Source organism: Engelhardtia mirabilis, from assembly GCF_007748095.1.
Lineage (GTDB): Bacteria > Planctomycetota > UBA1135 > UBA1135.
In genome coordinates this window covers 3,603,275-3,625,472 of the sequence record NZ_CP036287.1, presented here as the reverse complement: position 1 = coordinate 3,625,472, position 22,198 = coordinate 3,603,275, and the positions used below count along the sequence as shown (strand labels likewise).

14 protein-coding genes are annotated in these 22,198 nt (G+C 70.8%); 7 read left to right on the top strand and 7 right to left on the bottom strand.

What is annotated here, in order from left to right; genetic code table 11:
* Positions 1 to 654: 654 nt before the first annotated feature.
* Positions 655 to 2,847 (bottom strand): glutamine synthetase III family protein, encoded by a 2,193-nt coding sequence (locus Pla133_RS13290; protein WP_419191499.1) that lies wholly within the window; start codon positions 2,845 to 2,847, stop codon positions 655 to 657.
* A gap of 336 nt (positions 2,848 to 3,183) precedes the next feature.
* Here Pla133_RS13290 and Pla133_RS13285 point away from each other — a divergent pair, with 336 nt between their 5' ends.
* The 5 genes from Pla133_RS13285 to Pla133_RS13265 all read left to right on the top strand — a co-directional run bounded on the left by Pla133_RS13285 (position 3,184) and on the right by Pla133_RS13265 (position 7,824).
* A complete protein-coding gene (locus Pla133_RS13285) occupies positions 3,184 to 4,803 on the top strand; it encodes an alpha/beta hydrolase (RefSeq protein ID WP_145065986.1) in 1,620 nt (539 codons plus the stop codon).
* Complete coding sequence (locus Pla133_RS13280; protein ID WP_145065984.1) at positions 4,800 to 5,255, top strand: IPT/TIG domain-containing protein; 456 nt, start codon at positions 4,800 to 4,802, stop codon at positions 5,253 to 5,255. The genes Pla133_RS13285 and Pla133_RS13280 overlap by 4 nt, the downstream gene beginning before the upstream one ends.
* 131 nt (positions 5,256 to 5,386) lie before the next feature.
* Positions 5,387 to 5,785, top strand: a complete 399-nt coding sequence (locus Pla133_RS26280) for a hypothetical protein (protein ID WP_145065982.1) — start codon at positions 5,387 to 5,389, stop codon at positions 5,783 to 5,785.
* Between the two features lie 161 nt (positions 5,786 to 5,946).
* Positions 5,947 to 7,605: a phosphomethylpyrimidine synthase ThiC gene (gene thiC / locus Pla133_RS13270; RefSeq protein WP_145065980.1), complete on the top strand. Its 1,659-nt coding sequence runs from the start codon at positions 5,947 to 5,949 to the stop codon at positions 7,603 to 7,605.
* A 12-nt stretch (positions 7,606 to 7,617) separates the two neighbouring features.
* A complete protein-coding gene (locus Pla133_RS13265) occupies positions 7,618 to 7,824 on the top strand; it encodes a LapA family protein (protein WP_419191498.1) in 207 nt (68 codons plus the stop codon).
* 19 nt (positions 7,825 to 7,843) lie between these two features.
* Here Pla133_RS13265 and bamA read toward each other — a convergent pair whose 3' ends face one another.
* Together bamA and Pla133_RS13255 are read right to left on the bottom strand one after the other, a co-directional pair.
* Positions 7,844 to 9,898: an outer membrane protein assembly factor BamA gene (gene bamA, locus Pla133_RS13260; protein ID WP_145065976.1), complete on the bottom strand. Its 2,055-nt coding sequence runs from the start codon at positions 9,896 to 9,898 to the stop codon at positions 7,844 to 7,846.
* Positions 9,898 to 13,851 carry a translocation/assembly module TamB domain-containing protein gene (locus Pla133_RS13255; RefSeq protein ID WP_145065973.1) on the bottom strand — a complete coding sequence of 1,318 codons (3,954 nt, stop codon included), beginning with the start codon at positions 13,849 to 13,851 and terminating at the stop codon, positions 9,898 to 9,900. The genes bamA and Pla133_RS13255 overlap by 1 nt, the downstream gene beginning before the upstream one ends.
* Before the next feature lie 179 nt (positions 13,852 to 14,030).
* On the opposite strand from Pla133_RS13255, the gene Pla133_RS13250 reads away from it, so the two are divergent.
* Together Pla133_RS13250 and Pla133_RS13245 are read left to right on the top strand one after the other, a co-directional pair.
* Positions 14,031 to 15,608 carry a sulfatase gene (locus Pla133_RS13250; protein ID WP_145065971.1) on the top strand — a complete coding sequence of 526 codons (1,578 nt, stop codon included), beginning with the start codon at positions 14,031 to 14,033 and terminating at the stop codon, positions 15,606 to 15,608.
* A complete protein-coding gene (locus Pla133_RS13245) occupies positions 15,605 to 16,843 on the top strand; it encodes an alkaline phosphatase family protein (protein ID WP_145065969.1) in 1,239 nt (412 codons plus the stop codon). The genes Pla133_RS13250 and Pla133_RS13245 overlap by 4 nt, the downstream gene beginning before the upstream one ends.
* On the opposite strand, the gene Pla133_RS13240 is transcribed toward Pla133_RS13245, so the two are convergent.
* The 4 genes from Pla133_RS13240 to Pla133_RS13225 are packed head-to-tail and all read right to left on the bottom strand — an operon-like array spanning position 16,816 to position 22,086.
* The gene (locus Pla133_RS13240; RefSeq protein ID WP_145065967.1) at positions 16,816 to 17,982 is read right to left on the bottom strand and encodes an NAD(P)/FAD-dependent oxidoreductase; all 1,167 of its coding nucleotides are present in this window, start codon (positions 17,980 to 17,982) and stop codon (positions 16,816 to 16,818) included. The genes Pla133_RS13245 and Pla133_RS13240 overlap by 28 nt on opposite strands.
* A gap of 1 nt (position 17,983) precedes the next feature.
* The gene (locus Pla133_RS13235) at positions 17,984 to 19,462 is read right to left on the bottom strand and encodes a sulfatase (protein WP_419191497.1); all 1,479 of its coding nucleotides are present in this window, start codon (positions 19,460 to 19,462) and stop codon (positions 17,984 to 17,986) included.
* A gap of 3 nt (positions 19,463 to 19,465) precedes the next feature.
* A complete protein-coding gene (locus tag Pla133_RS13230; RefSeq protein WP_419191496.1) occupies positions 19,466 to 21,463 on the bottom strand; it encodes a DUF885 domain-containing protein in 1,998 nt (665 codons plus the stop codon).
* Positions 21,464 to 21,504: 41 nt separating this feature from the next.
* The gene (locus Pla133_RS13225) at positions 21,505 to 22,086 is read right to left on the bottom strand and encodes an NUDIX hydrolase (protein WP_145065961.1); all 582 of its coding nucleotides are present in this window, start codon (positions 22,084 to 22,086) and stop codon (positions 21,505 to 21,507) included.
* Positions 22,087 to 22,198 lie beyond the last annotated feature (112 nt).

Genomic DNA, 22,198 nt, shown 5'->3' with positions numbered 1-22,198 from the left:
CCAGTGCGCGCTGCCTCGCGAGAGTCGCCGCCGAGCAGCGGGGGCGCCTCTCCCCGTCGCTCCGCGGTTAGGACCCGGGCTGCGAGGGCCGCTCGTGGGCCCCTCGCCCGGCCCGAATGAGCGTCAGAACCGCCGAACGCACCGCGTCCGGTAGGGCGGACCAGGCCACGACGATCTCCTCGAGCCCCGCTTACCCGGGCAAGCTGCGCGGTAGGTCCGTCTCGGCGATCGACCCAACCGTTTGTGCCGTAGCGCGCTCAGGCCAGTCGGTCCGCGGAATCACGATTCGCGGGTCGGCGGTTCAAGTCCGTCCACCGCTACCACCCTCCGGCGTCCCTCGAGCCACACACGTCGGCGCGGAGTTGGTTCAGCTCGATGTCGGAGTGTCCGACTCGGAACTGGAGTTCGAGCTGGGGAGGGATCGAGGCCAGGGCGGCCCGTCAGTGACCGTCGCTCCGAGTGGATCCGGCGCTCCTAACGGTCCATGCCCTCGAACGGTTTGCTCTCCCAAAGGGGCACAGCCGGCCCAAAGGGGCACATCCGGCCCGAACGGACACAGCCGGCGAATCCCGTCGGATTCGCCGGCCGTGAGAGCCACCGCTGGAGCCGCCGGCGGAACTGCCATTGCAGGCACCGGCGGCCAGTCGGTGTCGATCAGTGCGCGAACAGCAGCTCGCGGTACTTCGGCAGGGGCCACAGCTCGTCGTCGACCAGGGACTCGAGCTTGTCGCAGTGGGCGCGCACGGCGGCCATGGCGGGGACCAGATTGCCGCGCACGGCCGAAGCCAGGGCGGGGGCTTCGTGGCTGCCGGACTCGATCGTGTGGTGCACGCGAGCGAGCTCGTCCGTGGTCTTCATCAGACCCTGGATCTCGCTCGAGACCTCGGCCAGGAGGGCGCGCTCGCCGTCCAGCGGGATGCCGTGACCGGCCTCCGCGGTGGACTTGATGGCGTCGGCGATGACGCGCTGGTAGCGCAGGGCCACCGGCAGCACCGACGTGCGTGCCAGCTCGTTCAGGGTCAGGGCCTCGACCACGACGCCCTCGGCGTAGGCCTGGTAGAGCACCGTCGCGCGCGACGCGGTCTCACGCCGCGTCATCACGTTGTGGCGGTCGAACAGGTCGAGGGTCTCGTCCTTCTGCAGGATCGCCAGGGCGGCGGGGGTGTTGTCGTGGTTCGCGAGACCGCGCTTCGCCGCCTCCTGACGCCACTCCTCGGAGTAGTTGTCACCGCTGAAGAGGATGCGCTGGTGGGCGGCGAGGGTCTCGCGCACGATCTTGGCGATGGTCTCCGGGTCGCCGCCGCGGCTCTCGATCAGGCCCGAGAGGTAGTCCATCGAGTCGGCGACCATGGTGTTGATCACCGTCACCGGGAAGGCGATCGACTGGCCCGAACCCGCGGCGCGGAACTCGAACTTGAAGCCGGTGAAGGCGAAGGGCGAGGTGCGGTTGCGGTCGCTGGTGTCGATCGGCAGGGGCGGCAGGCTGGTGACGCCGAGGTTCAGGGGCTCGCTTCCGCGGCCCTCGCCGATCTTCGGCGCGCGACCCTCGATCAGGGCGTCGACGACCTCTTGCAGCTCCTCGCCGAGGAAGACCGAGATGATCGCCGGCGGGGCCTCGTTCGCGCCCAGGCGGTGGTCGTTGCCGGCGGAGGCGATCGTGGCCCGCAACAGCTCCTGCTGGGTGTCGACGCCGCGCACGACCGCCGCCAGGACGGTCATGAAGCGCAGGTTCTCGTGGGGCGTCTTGCCGGGCTTCAACAGGTTGTCGCCGCTGTCGGTCGCCATGGCCCAGTTGACGTGCTTGCCGCTGCCGTTGACGCCCACGAAGGGCTTCTCATGGAGCAGGGTCTTGAGGCCGTGGCGCGCGGCCACGTCCGGCAGGACCTCCATCGTCAGCATGTTGTGGTCGGTCGCCAGGGCCGCGGCCTCGTAGAAGGGCGCCAGCTCGAACTGGTGCGGCGCGACCTCCGTGTGGCGCGTCTTGACCGGCACGCCGAGCTCCCAGAGGGTGAACTCCAGGTCCATCATGAAGTTCAGGATGCGCCGCGGCGTCAGGCTGAAGTAGTGGTCCTCCAGCTCCTGGCCCTTGGGCGGGCGCGCGCCGAGCACCGTGCGGCCGCAGCTGTGCAGGTCCGGGCGCAGGCGGTGCAGGCGTCGATCGACCAGGAAGTACTCCTGCTCGGGACCGACGGTGGCGCTGACCTTGGCGACGGGCTCGCCGCCCAGGTGCGTCAACAGACGCCGCGCCTGGCGATCGAGCGCCTCGCAGGAGCGCAAGAGCGGCGTCTTGGTGTCGAGGGCCTCGCCGGTCCACGACGCGAAGACGGTGGGGATGGTCAGCGTCGAGCCGAACTCGGTCTCACGCAGGAAGGCCGGCGAACCCGGGTCCCAGCCGGTGTAGCCCCGCGCCTCGAAAGTGTTGCGGACGCCGCCGGAGGGGAAGGACGACGCGTCCGGCTCGCCGAGGATCAGCTCCTTGCCCGAGAACTCCTGCAGTGCGCCGCCCTCGAGCGTCGGGCTCAGGAAGGCGTCGTGCTTCTCGGCCGTCAGCCCGTGCATGGGCTGGAACCAGTGGGTGTAGTGCGTCGCCCCGTGCTCGAGGGCCCAGTCCTTCATGGCGCTGGCGATGGAGTCCGCCAGCTCGACGTCGAGGGGCGCGCCGATCTCCAGCGTGCGCCGCAGGGCCTTGTAGACGGCCTTGGGCAGGCGGCGGCGTTGGACCGCGTCGTTGAAGACCTTGGAGCCGAAGTACTCCGGAAGTCCGGAGGAGATCGCGGCCGGCGCAGAGGGCGCGGGGTGGCCCTCTGCGATCGACTGAAGCGCAGCGTGACGGGGCGTGAGGGGCATCGGTGGAGGGGTTGGCGGTCGGGACGGAGGCCCTAGAGGGGGCCGCGTTGGACCGTCCCTCCCGGGGAGCCCTAGGTCAGTGCCCCCGAGGCTAGAGATTGCGAAGGCGTTGGCAAGCTGTCAGCAGGGTCAATCGCCTCCGGCGGCCGCTTCTTGGGAGTCCAAGCCCGGCTCGGCGCGAAGCCAGCGGGATCTCGTCCGGTTCGCCGGCGGTCGGGTCTCTGAGGGGCGGGCGGCACGGGCGGACGCCACCCGCGAGCAGAATTCTCGGGCTGCTAGAATCGCCCGATCGCCGCGGCAGACATTCGTCCTCCGCATCACCAGCTCCCACTCGCCATGCTCTCGTTCTTGCGGATCGCCGTGGTCCCTCTGGTGGCCGTGCTCTGCGCTGGAAGTGCCCAGGCACTGCCCGCGAGCGCTCTGTCCGGGAGCGCTCCGTCTGGGGGCAGGCAGTCCGCGGACACGCTGCCCCAGCTCCAGCCGGGGCCATTCGTACCCGGCCACTACGACTGGCACTTCGGCACCGTGCAGGTGACCGACCCGTTCAGAGGAGCGCCGGTGGACGTGACCCACTACGGGCGCATCAGCTATCCCTCGGACGGCTCCGGCGGACTCCTGCCCCCCGCCGCGTCGACCTCCGCGGCGGGCGGCTTCCCCCTGGTCGTGTTCGGGCACGGACGCTACTTCCTGGACGGGGTGTGGCAGACCAACCACCTCCAGGCGGGCTACCTGATGGACCGGCTGGCGTCCCACGGGATCGTCGCGACCTCGGTCAACCTCGGCGTGATCGGTTCCTACCAGTCGGGGATCGAGCAGCGCGGCCAGATCATGCTCGAGACCCTGGTGCGGACCTTGGACCTGGCCAACCAGCCAGGGACCGCCCCCGCCGGGCTGGCCGGGGCGATCGACCCCACGCGCCTGGGCTTCATGGGGCACTCGCGCGGGGGCGAGGGCGCCGTGGCGGCAGCCATCGAAGCCCTGCACGGCCTGGACGGTCTGCCGATCCTCGCCGTCGGCACCATCGCCCCCACGGACTTCGAGCAGCTCCAACTGCCCCCGGACCTGCCCTTCATGGGGCTCTATGGCTCCAAGGACGGCGACGTCGACAACGGCTGGCCGATCTACCTGCACGACCGCGCCCTCTCGCAGGACCGCAGCTTCGAGTACATCCACGGTGCGAACCACTTCTGGTTCACCGAGTCGATCACGTGCAGCTGCGAGAACCAAGCGGACATCTCGCGCGAGTTGCACCACGAGATCGCGATGGGGTACCTGGCCGGCTTCATGGCGCGCAGGCTGGCGCCGGTGCCCGAGTCCTCGGCGGTCTTCGCGGACGGACCGGAGATGGCGCCGGTCACGGGTCAGGCGACGATCCTCCCGCTGTATCGGGATCCCGACCGCTTCCAACTGGACGACTTCGAGGCGGGCAGCGATCCGTGGCGCACGAGCAGCGGGACCAGCGCCGTGCACCGCGCCTTCGCCTTCCTGTTCGAGGCCTCGCTCGATCAAGTGCCCTACACCTATTACCACGGCACCACGGGCGCGGTCGCCGGCTGGAACCAGCGTGAGGGCACTTGGTTCGCCGCCACGCCGCCGGACTTCGACGCCACGCGGTGGGAGTTCCTCTCGATCCAGTTCGCCCAGCGCATCGACGCCCACCTCAATCCGGTGGGGCTGTCCCAGGACCTCTCGATCGGCTTGATCGACATGGATGGAGACCTCGCCACCGTGCCCCTGTCGGCCTACGGCGACATTCCGTACCCGCCTTCCCACCAGGGGAGCTTCTTCCAGACCTTCCCCAAGAAGTCCGTGCTACGCACCACGCGGCTGCCCCTGGCAGCCTTCGTCGAAGCCAATCCACGGCTGGACCTCGACCGTTTGAAGTTCGCGGGCTGGATCGCCGACCGCACCGCCAGCGGCGAGGTCGCCTTCGACCGCGTGGAGTTCACCCGATGAGCAAGTACCTCCCGATCGTCGCGCTCCTGGCGCTGTTGGCCGTCGCCGGTACGGCCGGCGTGATGTGGGCGCGCGCGGGGATGCGTGGTCCCGAGCGGCCCACCGTGGCCGACCCGCGACCGGGCGCGAGCCAACTCCCCGCGGAGGTCGACCTGGGGCGCGAGCCCTTCGCCTTGACCGGCGCGCAGGTGGTGGCGGTGGAGCCCTTCGAGATGCTGCGTGGGCCGGACGCCGGCCAGCGGGTCGACCGCCGACTGGACCTCACGGGCTCGGGTTTCTACGGCGCCTCGAGGGGGCCCTGGGTCTCCATCGACGGAGTCGAGGTGGATGGAGTCATGGTCCGGAGTGGGGGCCTGATCACGGTCTGGTTGCCCGAATTCCGGCGTGGCCCGGTCACGGTGGGGGTCCGCCTTCCGGACGGTCGCGAGGGGAGCCTTGCAGTCGACCTCTGAGTGAGGTCACCGACCGCACTTTTTTGCTTGGCTCTGGGCGCGCTCGGCTGGAGAAATGTCCGCTGATGCCGGGCGACGGGGGCCGCGAGGGAGCGGCCCCGTCGACGGCGGGTCCTGCCCTCCCGACAGCCATGACACTCGACGATCCGTTGACGCCCGGCGAGCCCGGGTCGAGGGACGCTTCCGACCATCTGAGCGCGCAGACCGATCGAGAGGCCGAATTCGACCTGCTCGACGACGACGGCACGCTTGACGACGACCCCGACGGCGATGATTCCGACGATGAGGATCCCGACGGTGAGGATCCCCGGGCCCACGGGTCGGTCAGCGGCCTCGATGACGAGGGCGATCGCGACGATGATCGCGATGACGATCGCGACCTGCTCGAAGTCCCCGCCTCGGATGACGAGGAGGAGGGCGACGAGGACATGGATGACGACGATGACGATGACGACGACGAGGACGAGGACGAAGACCTCGACGAGGAGCTCGAGGAGTACTTCCTAGGCGAGGACGTCGACAACTACTGATCTCGCGAGATTCAGTCCCGGGAGCGAGGACTCGCCGACCTGCTCGGGTACCGTTGTCGCGCGCGCGGGCGGCGACCTGAGAGGGTCCGCGTCCGCTCGGGGCCGCGGCCCTCGATCGAGACTCGCGGGGTCCCAGGTCCCCGAATCACCCCCACGAACCCATGGCCGAACTGGCAGCGGAACGCACGATCGCCCGACCCTCCACTCCCGAGGACGCGGAGGCGTTCCCCAAGTCGGAGCGCCTGTTCCGCGTGCACGACCACGGGGGCACCGAACTCCACGTGCCGCTGAGGCGCGTGCACCTGGCCGGCGAGCCGGGTCACATCGACCTGTACGACACCGGCGGACCGCGCGGGATCGATCCGCGCGAGGGTCTGCCCAAGCCCCGCGCGGCGTGGATCCGCGCGCGTGAGGAACGCGGCGACTCCAACTTCAGCCAGATGCACTACGCCCGCCGGGGGGTGGTCACCGAGGAGATGGCGTTCGTCGCGGCGCGCGAGGGCTGCGAGCCCGAGTTCGTCCGCGCCGAGGTCGCGGCCGGCCGCGCGATCATCCCGGCCAACCGCAAGCACCCGGAGATCGAGCCGATGATCATCGGCCGCAACTTCGCGGTGAAGGTCAACGCCAACATCGGCAACAGCGCGGTGACCTCGTCGATCGAAGAGGAGGTCGAGAAGCTGCGCTGGTCGACCCTGTGGGGGGCTGACACGGTGATGGACCTTTCGACCGGCAAGGACATCCACGAGACGCGCGAGTGGATCGTGCGCAACTCGGCGGTCCCGATCGGCACCGTGCCGATCTACCAGTGCCTGGAGAAGGTCGGCGGCAAGATCGAGGACCTGGACATCGACCTGTTCCTCGAGACCCTCGAGGAGCAGGCGGAGCAGGGCGTGGACTACTTCACGATCCACGCGGGCGTGCGCCTGGCCTACGTGCCCAAGACCGCCCAGCGCTTGACCGGGATCGTCTCGCGCGGCGGCTCGATCATGGCCAAGTGGTGCCTGGCCCATCACCGCGAGAACTTCCTCTACGAGCACTTCGAGCGCATCTGCGAGCTGATGAAGCGCTACGACGTCAGCTTCAGCCTGGGCGACGGCCTGCGACCCGGCTCGATCTTCGATGCCAACGACGAGTCCCAGTTCGCCGAGCTCGAGACCCTGGGTGAGCTGACCCAGGTGGCCTGGAAGCACGACGTGCAGACCATGATCGAGGGACCGGGCCATGTGCCCATGAACCTGATCAAGGAGAACGTCACCAAGCAGATGGAGCTGTGCAGCGAGGCGCCCTTCTACACCCTCGGTCCGCTCACCACCGACATCGCCCCGGGCTACGACCACATCACCTCCGCCATCGGCGCGGCGCAGATCGGTTGGTACGGCACGGCGATGCTCTGCTACGTCACGCCCAAGGAGCACCTCGGCCTGCCCAACCGCGACGACGTCAAGGCGGGGGTGATCGCCTACAAGATCGCCGCCCACGCGGCTGACGTGGCGAAGGGGCATCCGGGAGCGCAGGCCTGGGACAACGCCCTCAGCCGCGCGCGCTTCGAGTTCCGCTGGGAGGACCAGTTCAACCTGGCCCTCGATCCGGTCACGGCGCGCGCCTACCACGACGAGACCCTGCCGGCCGACGGCGCCAAGACCGCGCACTTCTGCTCCATGTGCGGTCCGCACTTCTGCTCGATGAAGATCACCGAGGACGTGCGCGCCGCGGCAGCCAAGGAGGGCATCTCGGCCGAGGACGCACTCGAGCGGGGCCTCGCGGAGAAGAGCAAAGAGTTCGTCGAGACAGGTGGCGAGATCTACCGCCCCGTTCCCTGAGAAAGGCTGCGCGTGAAGATCCCCAGTCCCCGTGTCGCCTTGCCTTCGGCCGCGGCGCTGCTGCTCGTGATCGTCATCTTCCAGAACCTGAACCCGATCACGGTCGATCTGCTGTTCTGGAACGTGACCATGTCGAAGGCGGCGTTGATCGGCCTGTCCGCCTTCCTGGGCCTCCTGGCCGGCCTGCCCATGGGCCTGAAGATCTTCCGCAAGGGCTGAGCGGCAACGCCGCGGCTGCTCAGAAGGGCATGCCCACGGCCAGGTGGATGACGTAGTCGTCCTGGCCGGACTTGGGCGCCGGATTGAACGCGACGTCGAGGCGGATCGGCCCGACGGGGAGCACGTAGCGCAGGCCGAAACCGAAGCCGCCCTCGTAGTCCTTGAGCTCGAGCAGCTCCTCGGCGTTCAGCAGCACGTTGCCGTAGTCGCTGAACAGGGCGCCCTGGAGTCGACTCGGCCCCAGGTTCTGTCGCAGCTCGATCGTGCCCAGGCTGTAGGCCTCGCCGCCGATCTGCTCGCCGTTGTCGTCGACAGGGCCGAGCTCGTACTGCTTGAAGGCGCGCACGGACTTGGCTCCGCCAGTGAAGTAGCGCTCCTGGAGTGGGATCGAGTCGGTGTCGCCGGAGGGGAAGATCGCTCCGACCTCGGCGCCCATGGCGAGCACGGTGTTGCCCTCCTCGTCGAAGGAGATGTAGCGCGCAGCCTTGAGCGTGGTGCGCGTGAACTCCAGCTCGGAACCGAGGATGGGCGAGGCCCACTCCACCTTCAGGCTCGAGGCCTGGCCCGCCTGGGGCACGAACAGCCGGTCGCGGCTGTCGTAGAGCGGCGTGAACGAGATCGACGAGATGTCGACGTTGTCGCCTGCGTCGGGGAGCTCGACGTCGACCACGTCGACGTCGAAGATCGTCGTGGCGCGGAACTGGTAGCTGACCTGGCCCTCCAGGTGGGTCGACCAGGGCCAGCGTAGGGAGAACTCCGTACTGGTCTCAGCGCGCGTGAAGGAGGGGAAGGCGCGCTCGTCGTAGGTCAGCGAGAGGTCGGCGGTCAGGTCGCGGTTGAAGAAGTCGGGGTCGGTGATGCCGATCTCCGCGCCGCGCACACGCACGGCCAGGGCACCCTCGATCCTCAGCTGCCGGCCTGTCCCGAACAGGTTCTGCTCGCGATAGCCGGTCTTGATGCGGAACAACTCGTAGGCGCCGTAGCCCGGCTCCAGGAACACCTCCTGGGAGGGGCGCTCCTCAACCTCGACGACCAGGGCCCGCTGCTCGCCCTCCTCTTTGACCAACTGCACCGCTACGCGATCGAACAGGCCGGTGCGGTAGATCCGCTCGAAGCTCTTGCGCGCGTCCGATCGGGAGTATCGATCGCCGACCTCGAGCTCCATGCGATCGAGGATGAACGAGTCGCGCGTGTCGGTGTTGCCGACCAGGCGGACCTCGGAAATGTGGACCTCTGGTCCCGCCTGCACCTGCAGGACGAGGTCGACGACTCCGCTCTCGCGGTCCACGGTGCGCTGGAACTCGATCGTCGCGTCCGGCCGGCCGCGGTTGCCGTAGAGCTCCAAGAGGTCGTTGCGCAGGTCGTAGGGCAGGCGCGGGTTGTAGCTCCGCGCGCGGAAGGGTCCCAGGAGCTCTTCGAGGTCCTCGGGGTCGAGCGCCGTTTCCCCCTGCAGCTCGAGCCGACCGACCTTGTAGCGCAGACCCTCCCTGACCTGCACCACGACCTCGGCGCGCTCGGCGTCGCGGTCCACGTCGACGCGGGTCTCCTGGATCTGGACGTCGAGGAAGCCGGCCTCGAAGTAGGCCGCGTCGAGGGCGTCCATGCCGTCGCGCAGGGCGCGGTCGGTGAACACCGCCAGGTTGCTGCCGCCGATCGAGCGCTTGGGGAAGAGGAAGAAGTTCGACGAGTAGTCCAGGCCCAGCCAGTCGGCACCCAGGATGGTCAGCTCGCCGAGGACGACGATGGGGCCCGGCTCCAGGGTGAAGCGGATCGGGGCGTCGGGGCCCGCCACCTCGTAGCTGACCTGGGCGAAGGGGTGCCCGTTGTCGAGGTAGCGGGTGCGCAGCTCGTAGGCCGCGTCGTCGAGGTAGGCGTCGGCGCCCTCGGTGGCGACGTAGTCGGCGATCCAGGGCGAGACCAGTTCCGCGAGCGCGGTCCGATCGGCGTCGGGATCACCGACGAACTCGACGGGGCGCGCCAGGGGCACCTGGTCGTCGACGGCCGTCGCGACGCAGCCGGCCAGCAGCAGCGCGAGGAGCGCGGCACCCAGGAGGTGGATCGTGGGACGCGACATCAGCGGAATCGGAACACCAGGCGGACGCCGCCGTTCACGTCTTCGTACGCATCGCGCTCACCCGCGAGGTAGACGCTGTCGCCCTCGACCAACCAGTCCTCGAGCAACCGGAAGCGCATCTCCACCGTCTCCAGGCCGTTCTTGCTCACGTCGCGTCCCACGTAGGCCTCGAAGCGATCCATCAGCCCGTCGTCGCCCTCCGAGGAAGCGCCGAAGAACTGGCTACCGATGTCCTGGGCCAGGAACACCGCCAGCATCTGCGCCGTTTGCACCCCGCCGCTGGCCGTCAACGCGGCCTCGGGCAGTTGGCCCGTGGCGAGCAGCAGCAGGGCGTCGCGGTCCGACATGGGGGGCACGGTGGAGACCACGATCTCGGGTGAGTCGTAGTCGCCGGTGACCGCGACGGACAGGTCGTAACCGCGCATGCGCGTCTGCCCGCGCAGGTCGATCTGGGGCACGAAGGGGTTCGCCGGATCGAACCGGATGGTGCCCCCGGTCGTGCGCAGCTTGGTGGACGGCAGGGTCACGCGGGTCGGATCCACGTAGACGTTGCCAACCAACTGCGGTGCCTCGCCCCTGCCCTGCAGGCGCAGGTCCGGCCGCAGGGTTCCACGCACCACGTTGGTCTGGACCACGAAGGGCTCGCCGGGAGCGCCACTCACGGCGACGTCGAAGCGCAGGTTCGACAGGGGCGGCTGACGCAGTCGGAACAGCTCGAACCCGCGGCCACCGACGCTGGGCCGCGACGCGCCGCCGCGGATCCCGAAGAAGTCCACATCGCGGGTGTAGCGCGAGTTGCGAAGGAGCGTCGAGCCGCTCAGCAGGGCGCCGGACAGGGGCCCGGTCAGCTCCAGGTCCACGTCGGCCCGCACGGTCAGGTCCGGCTGGCGCAGGAGCAGCAGGTTCTCGCCCGCGAGGGTCAGGTCGAGGACGGGGTCGGCAGCCAGGGTCACCGACCCGCTCAGGTGCAAGGGCGCCGCACCCGCCTCGCCACTGAGGTCGGTCAGCTGCACCCGGCCCGCCTCGAGGGCTACCGGACCGGCCAAGCCGCGGATCGGCGGCAGGCCGTTGTCGAAGCGCAGTTGGCCGTCGATGAGTTCGCCGTGGAACTCGACCTCGGGCGCGGCGAGCGTCCCGGCGACCGTGAGGTCGGCGAAATCGAACGCGCCTTCGACCACCCGCAGGCCGGGGATCCGTCCGGAGAGGGCGCCCAGGGTCGCCAGGCGTCCATGGCCGGTCAGGTCGAGTTCGGTAGCGCCGATCTGAGTCGGGTCCGGCCAGCCCGAGCTGTCCTCGATCAAGGTCGCGCCGCCGGTGATGGTCAGGTCCGCGCGGTCGTCGAGGGCGATGGTCAGGTCGGTCCGCAGGTCCCCACCCTCCGAGAGGGCGAGGGCCAGGTGGGCCGAGCCGCCAGTCCCGACCGAGGTGACCCCGGGCCAGATCCCGGCCGAACCGAGGCCGTCGAGGGCCAACTCCACCGTGCCCGACGGGCCCTGGCCCGCCTCGACTTCGAGGGCGAAGCGGGCCTCGACCAGGGTCGCGGCGAGCTCCGCCGCCTCGGGTACGCCGCCGCGGTCCGGGAGGTTCCCGCGCCAACGGGGAGCACCCAGGGTCAGGTCACCCGCCAGCGTCCGGTGATCGCTGTCGCCGCGCAGCTCGATGCTGCCGTCGAGGATCCCGAGCTGCAGCCCATGGGGCAGCCAGGGAGTGGCCAGATCACCGACGGGGACGCCCTCGAGGGTTGCGAGCCAGTCGCCGACGTCCGAGCGTTCGACCGTGAGCTCGCCGGCGCTGCCGGACAGGGCGAAGGGCTCGAGCTCCAGCTCGCCGCCGGCTGTCAGGCGCAGGGCCGCCGGAGCAGTGAGCGCCATGGCCCCCACATCGGTGGAGAAACGCAGGGTGACGACCTGCGCGTCGAACCCGCCGCCCGCCGTGGGGGTCAGGCTCCCCGCAGCTTCGACCCGCGCTCCTTCGACGCGCACGCCGGCCTGCTCGATCAACAGCTCGGAACCGGTCCAATCGGCGATCGCGTCGCCCGACAGGCTCTCGGGCCGCAGCGGGTCGCGCCAACCCAGGCCCAGGCGCAACTTCGGAGCCGACAGGGGTCCGCTGCCGCCCACGGACACCTCGGCCGCGAAGTCCGGCAGGTTCGGTGACCAATGGGCGAGGTGCGCCGCGCGGGCCCAGCCGTCCATGGCGTCGATCTGCGCCGACAGCGGGTCGTCGAAGGGAATCGTCACCGAGCCGGCGAATGAGGCCAGGTCCTCGTCGGTGGTCAGCTCCGCTTGCAGGACGTCGAGGCTCAGGCCCGGCCCGTCCGTCGGTCGCAGGCGCAGCGCGAACTCGGCCCTGGGTGACTGCTGGGCGTCCGGGAGCCAGCGGCTGAGGTCCAACTCGTCGAAGCTGCCGTCGAGCAGCGCGTCCAGGTCGAGGCCGATGCCCGCACTCGACAGTCGGCCGGATCCACTGCCGCCGAGCGGCGGCTCCACACCCCATTGCGAGACCAGGGCCGCGAGGTCGTCGATCTGAAGGTGCCCGTCGAAGGCGTGACGCCAGGCCGCAGCGCCGTCGGCGGCCTGCACCAGTTCGAGTTCACCCGAGTCGAGTCGGAAGGCTGCGCCGGTGATCGTCAGGCTCAACTGCTCGAAGGAGAAGCCCGCTCGGCCCATGTCGGTGTGGGCCGAGGCTTCGATCGCGGTGTGAGGCACGCTCGCGAGCTGCGGCAGGCTCCACAGCTCGGAGTCGGACTGCACGGACAGCCGCGCCGAGCCGTCGGCGGAGGTCAGGATCGCGAGGGGGCTGGCATGGGCCAGGTCCAGCTCGAGTCGTGCGATGTCGATCCCGGTCCCCTCTGCCGGAACCAGTCGCGCGCCTTCGAGACGGAGCCGGTAGTCGGCGAAGGCCAAGTCGGAGTTGCCCTCGAGTTCCAGGGCCGGCCAAGCGTCGTGGGTCAGGCCCGCGAGAGTCAGCTTGCCATCGACGTCACCGCTGCGTGGGTCGACCCGGCCGTCGAAGGACAGGGCTCCGTCGAGCCCCGTGAGCGGTGCTGGCAGTGCCAGTTCGAGATCCGCCAGGGCCCGGGCCCAGGGCAGCTCGGCCTCGAGCAGATCGCGCAGGGAGCTGATCGACAGCTCGCATCCGATCGGCGCGGGCGCGCCGTCGACCAGGGCCGTGCGCGCCAAGAGCGAGCCACCCTGCATGGGGAGCTGAAGCAGCAGACGCGACGGCGCGCCCGCCGCGTCGAAACCCAGGCGCAGGTCCAATTCGCGCTCCAACCCGGCGACGGCCAGCGAGGAGACGGCCAGCTCCTCCGGCTCCCAGTGGGCCTGGAGCGCCAAGTCCGCGCCGCTCCACAGGGGCGCCCGGGCCGCGGTCACGCGCAGACTGGCTGCGCCCAGCTCGATGTGGCGCGCCACGCCCTGCTCGCCGACCCGCGCGTAGAGTTGGTCCACTTCGACCCGACGATCTCCCTCGAGGGTCAGGGTCAGGTCGATCTGGCGCAGGGTAACGGGAGGCAAGTCGGAGGGCCGCAGTGGGGCGGCCTCGCCGTCGCCACCGCCGAAGGCCGGCAAGTTGATGTCCACGCTTCCGTCCTCGGCGACCGCCTCCACCAGGCCCTTCAGATCGCCTCGCAACAGCGCCCAGGGCTGCAGGGACAGCTCGACGCGTCCCAAGCGCCCCTCGACGCGGGGTGGGCTGTGGGTGCGGTCGTGCAGCTCGATGCCCTCGAGCTCGACCCGGCTGACGCCCCTGGCGCTGAGGCGCTCGAAGCTCAGCTCGAGGCCGGTCTCGCTCGCGACCCAGCTCGCCCCCATGCGCGCCAGGGGCGTCCAGACCAGGCGATCGCGCGCCACGTACAGAACGCCCCCGAGCAACCCGGCCAAGAGGGCCAGTCGCACGAGTCGTCGGCGCCAGAAGGGGCGGCGTGGGGCGGGCGGGTCCAGTTCTTCCACGGACGGGGGATCCTATCGCCGCGACCCTCGCGCTTCGCGGCTCGATCGGGACACGGACGGGCACGACATGGACCTTGTGCTCGGATACGAGAGGAGACGAGCAGACGTGGGAACCGATCGACAGGGGATCGGCGCGCCCTGCTCCAGGATCGGACGTTCGCCAGCCGTATACTCACCCCATGGTCACGTTCGCCCCCCGTAGTCGTCCGGGAGTCCTCGTCGTCGGAATCGGCATCCTCGCCGCGCTGCCGGTGATGGGTGGACTTTCGCTGCTCTCAGGCACTGCAACATCGCTCGAGGCGGCCCCGCCGCAAGCGCCGCGCGCCACCCGGCCGCACCTGATCCTGGTCTCCCTGGACACGCTGCGGGCGGACCACTTGGGCTGCTACGGCCACGACCGCCCGACCAGCCCGTTTCTGGACGAGCTGGCCCGCAAGGGCGTGCTGTTCGAGGACGTGGCCGCGCCCTCGTCCAAGACGGCGCCCTCGCACATGTCGATGTTCACCGGCGTGCACCCGACGGTACACGGCGTGCGGAACTACTACGGTCGGGCGGCCTGGGCTCCGAGCGACGACCTGCCGACCGTGATCGAGCGCGCCTCCCAGGCTGGCTACATCACCGCCGGCTTCACGGGTGGCGGGATGATGTCGTCGGAGCTGGGCTTCGGCCGGGGCTTCGACCTCTACGACGCCCGGGGCGGCGGGGCAGATCGCGTCTTCGAGCGGGCGATCGCCTGGATCGACGACGCGGCCGGCGACGTGCAGGAGGACGAATCGGTCTTCCTGTTCCTGCACACCTACGAGATCCACGACCCCTACACGCCGCCCCTCGAGTGGCAGGCGAAGTTCGTCGACCCGAACTACAGCGGCGGCATCGACTCGACCCGCACGGCCTACCCGGAGGACGCGGCCGAGGCCTGGAAGGCGGACCGCAGCTTCTACCGCAACGTGCAGGAGCGCTTCTGGGGCGGCTTCGACGGGCGCAAGGAGAGCGAGTACGACCACCTGCGCGACCTGTACGACTCGGGCATCGCCTTCACCGACCACCTCTTGCGCGGGGTGTTCGAGGAGTTGGAGAAGGTCGGTTGGCTCGAGAGTTCGATCGTGATCGTGACCTCCGACCACGGCGACGGCTTCGGCGAGCACGGGACGACCTCGCACCAGTCGATCTTCGACGAGATCCTGCACGTGCCCTTGATCGCGATCCTGCCCGAGAGCTACCCGGACGCCCGCCGCGGCGCGCGCGTGACGGCGCCGGTGATGGGGGTGGACCTGGCTTCGACGATCGTCGAGCTGCTCGGTCTCGATCCCCTGCCCGATGCCCAGGGAGCCTCCTGGGCCGCGCACCTGCGCGGCAGTGGCGGGCCCAGTGGACACGCGGTCGACTACCGCGCGGTCTGGTCCGAGTTGGCCACACCCGGCAACGAGTGGTTGGCCCTGCGACGCGGGCCCTACAAGTACCTGCTGCACAGCACGGATACCGCCCAGCGCGCGCTCTTCGACCGTTGGTTCGATCCCGGCGAGCGCTTCAATCGAGCGGGTGACATGCCCCAGGTGGTCGAACGCCTGGCGCGCGACGTGAAGTTCGTGCGCGCGGCGAATGAGCAGGTACGCCTGCGCTACCCGGCGATCAAGGCCACGATGGGCGACAGCTCCCTCGGCGCGCTCCACGCCCTCGGCTACGCGGAGGAAGGCGACGACGGGGACTACGACGACGAGGATCCGGCCGTGGAGACTTCCGAGGAGGGCGGGCAGTGAATCGAACACGACGCACCCTGCTGGCCCTGGCGCTGTTGCCGCTGCTCGGGGCCTGCTCCAAGGGCGACAAGCCCGGCGGTGACGCGCCCGCTCCGGGGGCGACGAAGGCCACGCCGGGGGGGACCGCCACGGGTCCGGCAGCGATGGACGTGGTGGTCCTGGTCACGGTCGACGGGCTGTATTCCGATGACGTGACCGGTCTGCGCCCGAACGCACCGGTGCTGCCCAGCTTGGGCAAGTTGGCCCGCTCCGGCGCCACCTTCATGGCCGCGAGCAGTGCCTCGGTCGACCCGGCCGCGGCCCTGGTGAGCGTGCTCAGCGGGCTGCACCCGGCCAGCCACGGCGCGACCGCCGCGGGCGATCGTCGCGCGGCCAACCCGGCCCTGCCGCGACTCGCGTCGGTCCTGGGCTCGGTCGGCTGGCGCACACGCGGGTTGGTCCCTTCCGACGGCGGTCCGGCCCTGGCCCTGGGCGCGCGCACGGGCTTCGACCGGGTCGACGCGGTGCCCGGCCCCGCAGGTCAGAGCTTGCGAACGGCCGCGGGCCTGATGGGGGACCTCGCGTCCACGCAGCAGCCGACGCTCCTGTGGGTGCACGTGGCCGGCCTGCGAGACGTGGCCGCGCCCGTGCGGGATGCGGCCCTGGTCGACATCGACGCCGCGATCGGCGACGTGGCCCAGACCATGGTCTCGACGGGGGTCGCCAAGCGATCGCTGCTCGTGGTCACGGGCGTGGCGCCGACGCCGCTCGCTGGCCGCGCCGACCTGGGGCCCCTGGCGCCGGTGGTGAGCTGCGCCAACGCGGTGCCGTTGATCGTCTGCGCCCAACCCGAGCTGGTCAAACCCAAGACCGTGGCCCAGCGGCCGGTGGGCGGGGTCGACATCGTCGCGACCATCGCTCAGATGGCTGGGGTGACCTGGCCGCTAGAGCTCGACGGTCGCAGCTTCGCGCCCGACCTACGCGGCGAACTGGAGTGGGCGGGGCCGGTCTGGATCGACACGGCCGGGATCAAGCCCTTCGCTGCTTCGCTGCGCTGGGGCAACCTCGAGCTTGCGGCTGTACCCGGCGGCGCGCAGCGGCTGCACGATGTCACCGCCGATCCGCGCTGCGAGCACGACGTGGCCGCGAGCCGAGCGGCGGGCCTGGTCGAGCACATGAGCCAGTGGTCGGCCCGCATCCTGGCCGGCTGCAAGGCCAAGCTCGAGCGCTACCCCGCGGTCGCGCCCGGTTCCTGAGCCGCGGCCCGAGCGCCCGCTCGCCCAGGGGCGAAGGCCGCGAGCAGCCCCGTGTTTGCGCGGCCCATCAGGGCCGCGGCGGCGAGCTCGCCCACCGCGGGGGCGGTCGTCATCCCGTGCCCGCCCAGGCCGGCGACCCAGAACAGGCCGCCCAGGTCCGGGTCGGGCCCGATCACGAACTCGCGGTCCTCGGCGAAGGTCCGCATGCCGCACCAAAGGTGCGCGGCGGCGGCGTCGGCGAAGTCGGGCAGGTGCCGCGCGGCGGTGGCGGCCACGAGCTCGAGTACCTCGGACTGCACGTCGCAGCGGTCGGGATCGACGCGGCTCTCGTCGCAGGCGCAGATCATCAGGCCCCCGCTCTCCGGCCGGGCGTAGAAGGTGTCGCCCACGTTCCAGTAGACCGGCCAGTCGGGGTCCACCCTGGGATCGGGAGCAGTGACCAGCAGGTGGCGGCGCATGGGCGCGAGCTCGACGCCCGAGCCGGCCGCTCGACCGAGTCGTCCGGCCCAACCGCCGGCGGCGAGCACCACCTGGTCGGCGCGCAGCTCGCGGCCGTCGCGCGTGCGCAAGCCGACGATCGACGAGCCCTCGACGATCAGCTCCGCCACGGGGCACCCGGTATGGATGGCGACGCCCAGGGCGCGCGCGGCGTGGGCGTAGCCGTCGGTCAGGGCGGCGATGTCGAGCACCCCGTCGGTCGGCATCCACCAGGCGGTCTCGGCGTCGATGCGAACGAAGGGCGCGCGGCGTCGGAGTTCGCTCGGCGAGAGGCGCTCGACCGGACGGCGGGTGCGTGCCGCCGCCAGGTCCAGGGCCGCGGCCTTCTCAGGGACGTCGGCGGTGAGCACCAGGCCCACGGGCCGCAGGAGCGGCACCGCGGCGAAGTCGGCCGGGGGAGCTTCGAAGAACGGAGCCGATCGCGCGGCCAGCTCCGCCACCGGATCCTCGTCGATCAGCGTGCGCAGGATCGCGGCGTTGAGGCCGCTGGAGTGGCGGGCGCAGTCGGACTCGGCCTCGACCAGGACCACGTCGCGCTGACCGGCGCGCGCCAGAGCCCAGGCCGTCGACAGACCGGCGACCCCGCCACCGATGATGGCGATCTGGCAGCGCTGGGGCAGGGACGGCTGTTGCGGGGTCATGTCAGTCGCCCAGCTCGTCCAGGTAACCCAGCTCGCGCAGGGCGTCCTGGGCCTCGGTGCCGGGCACGGTGATCACGACCTGGCGCTGATGGCTCGAGCGCCAAGCGCCCATCTGCGAGGTCATGCGCGCGCCGTCCGCCGGGTACTCGTCGATGCGGTCGTGGATCTCACCCGCCAGCCGCAGGTCGTAGAGCTCCTGCACCCGGGGCCCGTCCTCGTCGAGCAGGAAGCGGCGCGGCGCGTGGTCGATCAGCTGCAGGCCCTCGGCCTCGAGCACCGCGGTGGTCTGGAATCCGTGGGCGTAGATGCGCTCACGCTCGATCTCCGGCCCGCCGACCAGGCTGCGACCCTCGCGCAGGGCGCCCTCGTCGATGGCGAGTCCGTCGGTGTCGATCTCGAGGGCTTCGAGGATCGTCGGCCACAGGTCGAGGTTGCCCGAGAGCCCCGTGCGCCGCTGGCCGGCCGGGATCCCGGGGCCGGCGAGGATCAGCGGCGTGTTCCACAACTCGGGGTAGTACCAGGCGCGATGTCCGACCGCAAACATGTCGGCGACGCCGCGCGGGAGTCCGCCGTTGCTCTCGCGTTTGATCGACAGCTCGAGCGGGTAGTGGGGGTACTCGTAGAGCAGCTCGCCGTGGTCGGCGGCGAAGATCAGGAGGGTGTCCTCGAGCTGTCCCTGCTCGTGCAGGAACTCCATCAACTGCTTGACGGCCGCGTCGGAGGCCAGGACCTCGCCGTCGTAGCGGTTGCTCTCGACCTCGATGAACTCGCGCGCCTCGTCGAGGCTCCAGGGCTCGAGGTTCGGTGACAGCTCGGCCAAGCGCGGCGCCTCGCGTGCCCAGCGGCGCTCGAGCTCCGACTGGCCGGGCCGCGCCCCCTCGAACACGTCGTACTGTTCCTTGGGCTCGTAGGGGTGGTGCGGATCCAGGGCGTGCAACCAGGCGAAGAAGCCGTCCCCGCTCTCCAGCTCGACCTCGTTGGCCTCGTACCAGTCGCGGAAGCGCTTGAAAACCGACAGGGCGCGCTTCCTAGACGTGTACTCGAAGTGGTCGAAACCGCGTTCGAAGCCGCGGTTGGTGGTCAGCACGCGGTTGCCGATGAAGGCCGCGGTGGTGCGACCGGACTCCTGCACCAACTCGGCCAGGGTCGGCTGGTTGGGCGGCAGGACCTGCTCCTCGTCGGTGACGTAGAGCCCGGTCATCATCGAGATCATCGACGGAACCGTCCACGGCGCCTGGGAGCGGTTGTTCTCGTAGAGCGTCCCGCGCGCCGCGAGCAGGTCGATGTTGGGCGAGGTGTCGCGTTCGTAGCCGTAGCAACCCAGGCGATCGGCTCGCAGGGTGTCGACCACGAACAGGATCACGTTGCGCGGACGCTCCGGGCTTGCGTCCGCGCCTTCGCCGCCGCCGCAGGACCACAGGCCCGAGCCCAACCCCAAGGCCAGCGCCGCGCCCACCAGGGCGGTCGTGGCGCGTGCCACCACCTAGGGCTCCACGACGGCCGCGCCGTCGATGGCCGCCCAGGTCCCCACCAACTTGCCCAAGAGGGGCAGGCTGATCGAACCCTCGGCGGTGACCACCTCGTGGAAGCGCGCGACCTTGAAGCCCGCGCCCAGGGACTGCTCCGCGGCCTCGCGCAGGTCGCGCAGGGCATCGCCGCCAGCGACGGCCGCGAGGGCCTCCGCCGGGCGAGCCAGGATCAGGTCCAGCTCGAGGTCGATCTCCGTGGGGGAGAGCAGGCTATGGGCGCGCAGGTAGGCGCTCGCATCGGCGTAGCTCCAGCCTTCGAGGTGCAGGCCCACGTCGGTCACGGCACGGGCGCGACGCAGGGCAGCGCGGGCGAGCATGCCGACCCGCGACAGGTCGTCGGGGTACAGACCCATTTCGTCGGCCAACTCCTCGGCGTAGTCGGCCCAACCGATCTCGAGCACCTCGGGACCGGCGTAGCGGCGGAACAGGGCCAGCTCGGGGCGCTCGCCCACGAGCCCACGCAGCAGGTGTCGACCGGGGACGCCGCCGCCGAAGGCCGCGGCCGCGGTGGAGTAGCGGGCCTGGCGGTCGGAGCTGGCTTCGATCAGCAGTCGACCGGGACGGCTGGCGTCCGCCGGCGGCGGCCGGTAGCTGACGGCCTCGCGATCGACGGGCTCGAGCGCCGGCGCGAGGCCGACCACGAGCGGAACCGCCGTGTCGTCCAGGAACCACGACCGCAGCGACCCTTGGGCCCGCCGCACGTCCGAGCGCATGGCCGCCTCGATCGACGTCGCGTCGTTGAAGAAGAGCGAGCGATCGCCGCGCAGGATGGTCTGCAGCTGCGCTCGGCCGGAGACGCCCAGGGCGCTGGCGGCCAGGCCGTAGAGCCGGTCTTCGATCTGCGTCAGGTCGGCCTCGGCGCGGCGGGAGAACGCGCCCGGGTCGCTCTGCAGCGTCGTGTGGACGCGTACCAGGTCGCGGTAGATCGACGTGCCGCTCGGCATCGACACCAGGCCGGGCCGGTTGGGCTTCGGCGCTTCGGGCGCCAGCTCGAAGGCCAGGACCTGACGCCAGGAGCGCAGGGCCGGAACGATCTGCTGCTCGATCACCTCGCGCACCGACTCGACGAAGGCACCGCGCTCGTCGGGATCGAGGGCATCCGTCGCGCTGGGCAGCAGGACGCGCGTGCCACTCGCGCGCACCTCCGGGTCGGCGACGTGCCGATTGATCAGCAGCAGCTCGCGGTTGCGAAGGGCGTCGCCGAGCTCGCGTTTCGCGACGTTGGCCAGGGTCTCCGTGGGGCCCAGGTCGACCCAGCGACCACCGCCGCAGGCGGGGGTCATGAAGGGGCTGTCGAAGGTGTCGATCGCGAGCAGCGTGTCGAGCTGCTCGACCGTGCGGTCGATGGCCCCGCGGGGGGCGGTGAAGCCGGCGCCGGAGCGCTCCTTCGCGCTGCGCTCGAAGGACGTCAGCGCGCGGGCGAAGGCGCTCCAACGCTCCAGCAGTTGCTCGCGCTCGTAGGCGGTGTTCGCGGGTTGCTCGCGGGCCACGGCCAGCATGCGCACGTGGGGCCCGGCGACCGGGTCGACCATCCAGCGGTCGGTGCCCGCGCGCAGCTCGATCTTCTCCCGTTCGATGGCGTCGAGCAGCACGTCGTAGGTCATGCGCTCGGACGGCGAGAGGTGGCTCGGGTCGAGCAGTCCGAGCTTCGTGCGCAGCTCCCAGACCTGCTCCTGCCGCGCGCCGCGCACGTGGTCCGCCACCGCCGGCCATTCGCCGAGGGCGACCGGGTCACCGAGCTGGGCCGCCTCGATCGGGTGCCAGTCGATCCAACCCTCCCAGAACTGCGTGACCAGGAGTCGCAGCTCGCGGGTCTCGACCCCGGCGGCGGGTTCCTGCCAGTAGCCGATCTCGGCCGGCGCAGGGGGCTGCACGGACTGGCACGCGGCCAAGCCCAGGAGCCCGGGGAGGAGGACGGGGAAGATCGATCGGCGGAGGGATTTGCGGAGCATCGTGTTGGCAGGGGGACGCGCCCCGATAGGCCAGGGGAGGATCATACGGACCCCGGAGCGCCCGTCCCAGGAGTGCGCAGCCCCGCCACGCGCATCAGGGCGCAGAGCACCAGGGAGTGCTCGATCCGCCCGTCGGTCGCGGCCTCCAGGACCTCGGCCAGGGGCAGGGTCAGGACCTGGATGTCCTCGCCGGGGTCGAGCTCGGGGGGACCGCCCGGGCGGCAGCCCTCGGCCAGCCACATGTGGAGCCGGTTGTCGTGGATCGCCGGGTTGGGCAGGACCGAGCCCAGGTAGCGCCAGCTCTGCGCGGTGTAGCCGGACTCCTCGCGCAGCTCGCGCTCGGCCGCCGCCCGGTGCTCCTCGCCCGGGTCGACCATGCCGCCGGGGATCTCGAGCGTGTTCGAGCGGCTGCCGAAGCGCCACTGGCGCACGAGGACGACGTCGCGCTCGGGGGTCAGGGCGACCACGTTGACCCAGTCGGGGGTCTCGAGCACCAGCCGCTCGAGCACCTCGCCGGTGCGCGGGTTTTCGAGGTCGTCGAAGCGGACCTGGAACAGGCGCAGGTCGGGTCCGCGTCGGGTTCCGTGATGGGTCCACGCCCGCGGCTCGTCGGTGTCGTCCATGGCGCCATCCTGGCGGCCGACCCGCCGCGGAGCCAGGGCGCGAGTCGCTCCGGGCGCGAGGTTATGCCGGGCTCGACTCTGTCGTCCCGGCGTCCCCGTCCTAACCTCTTCG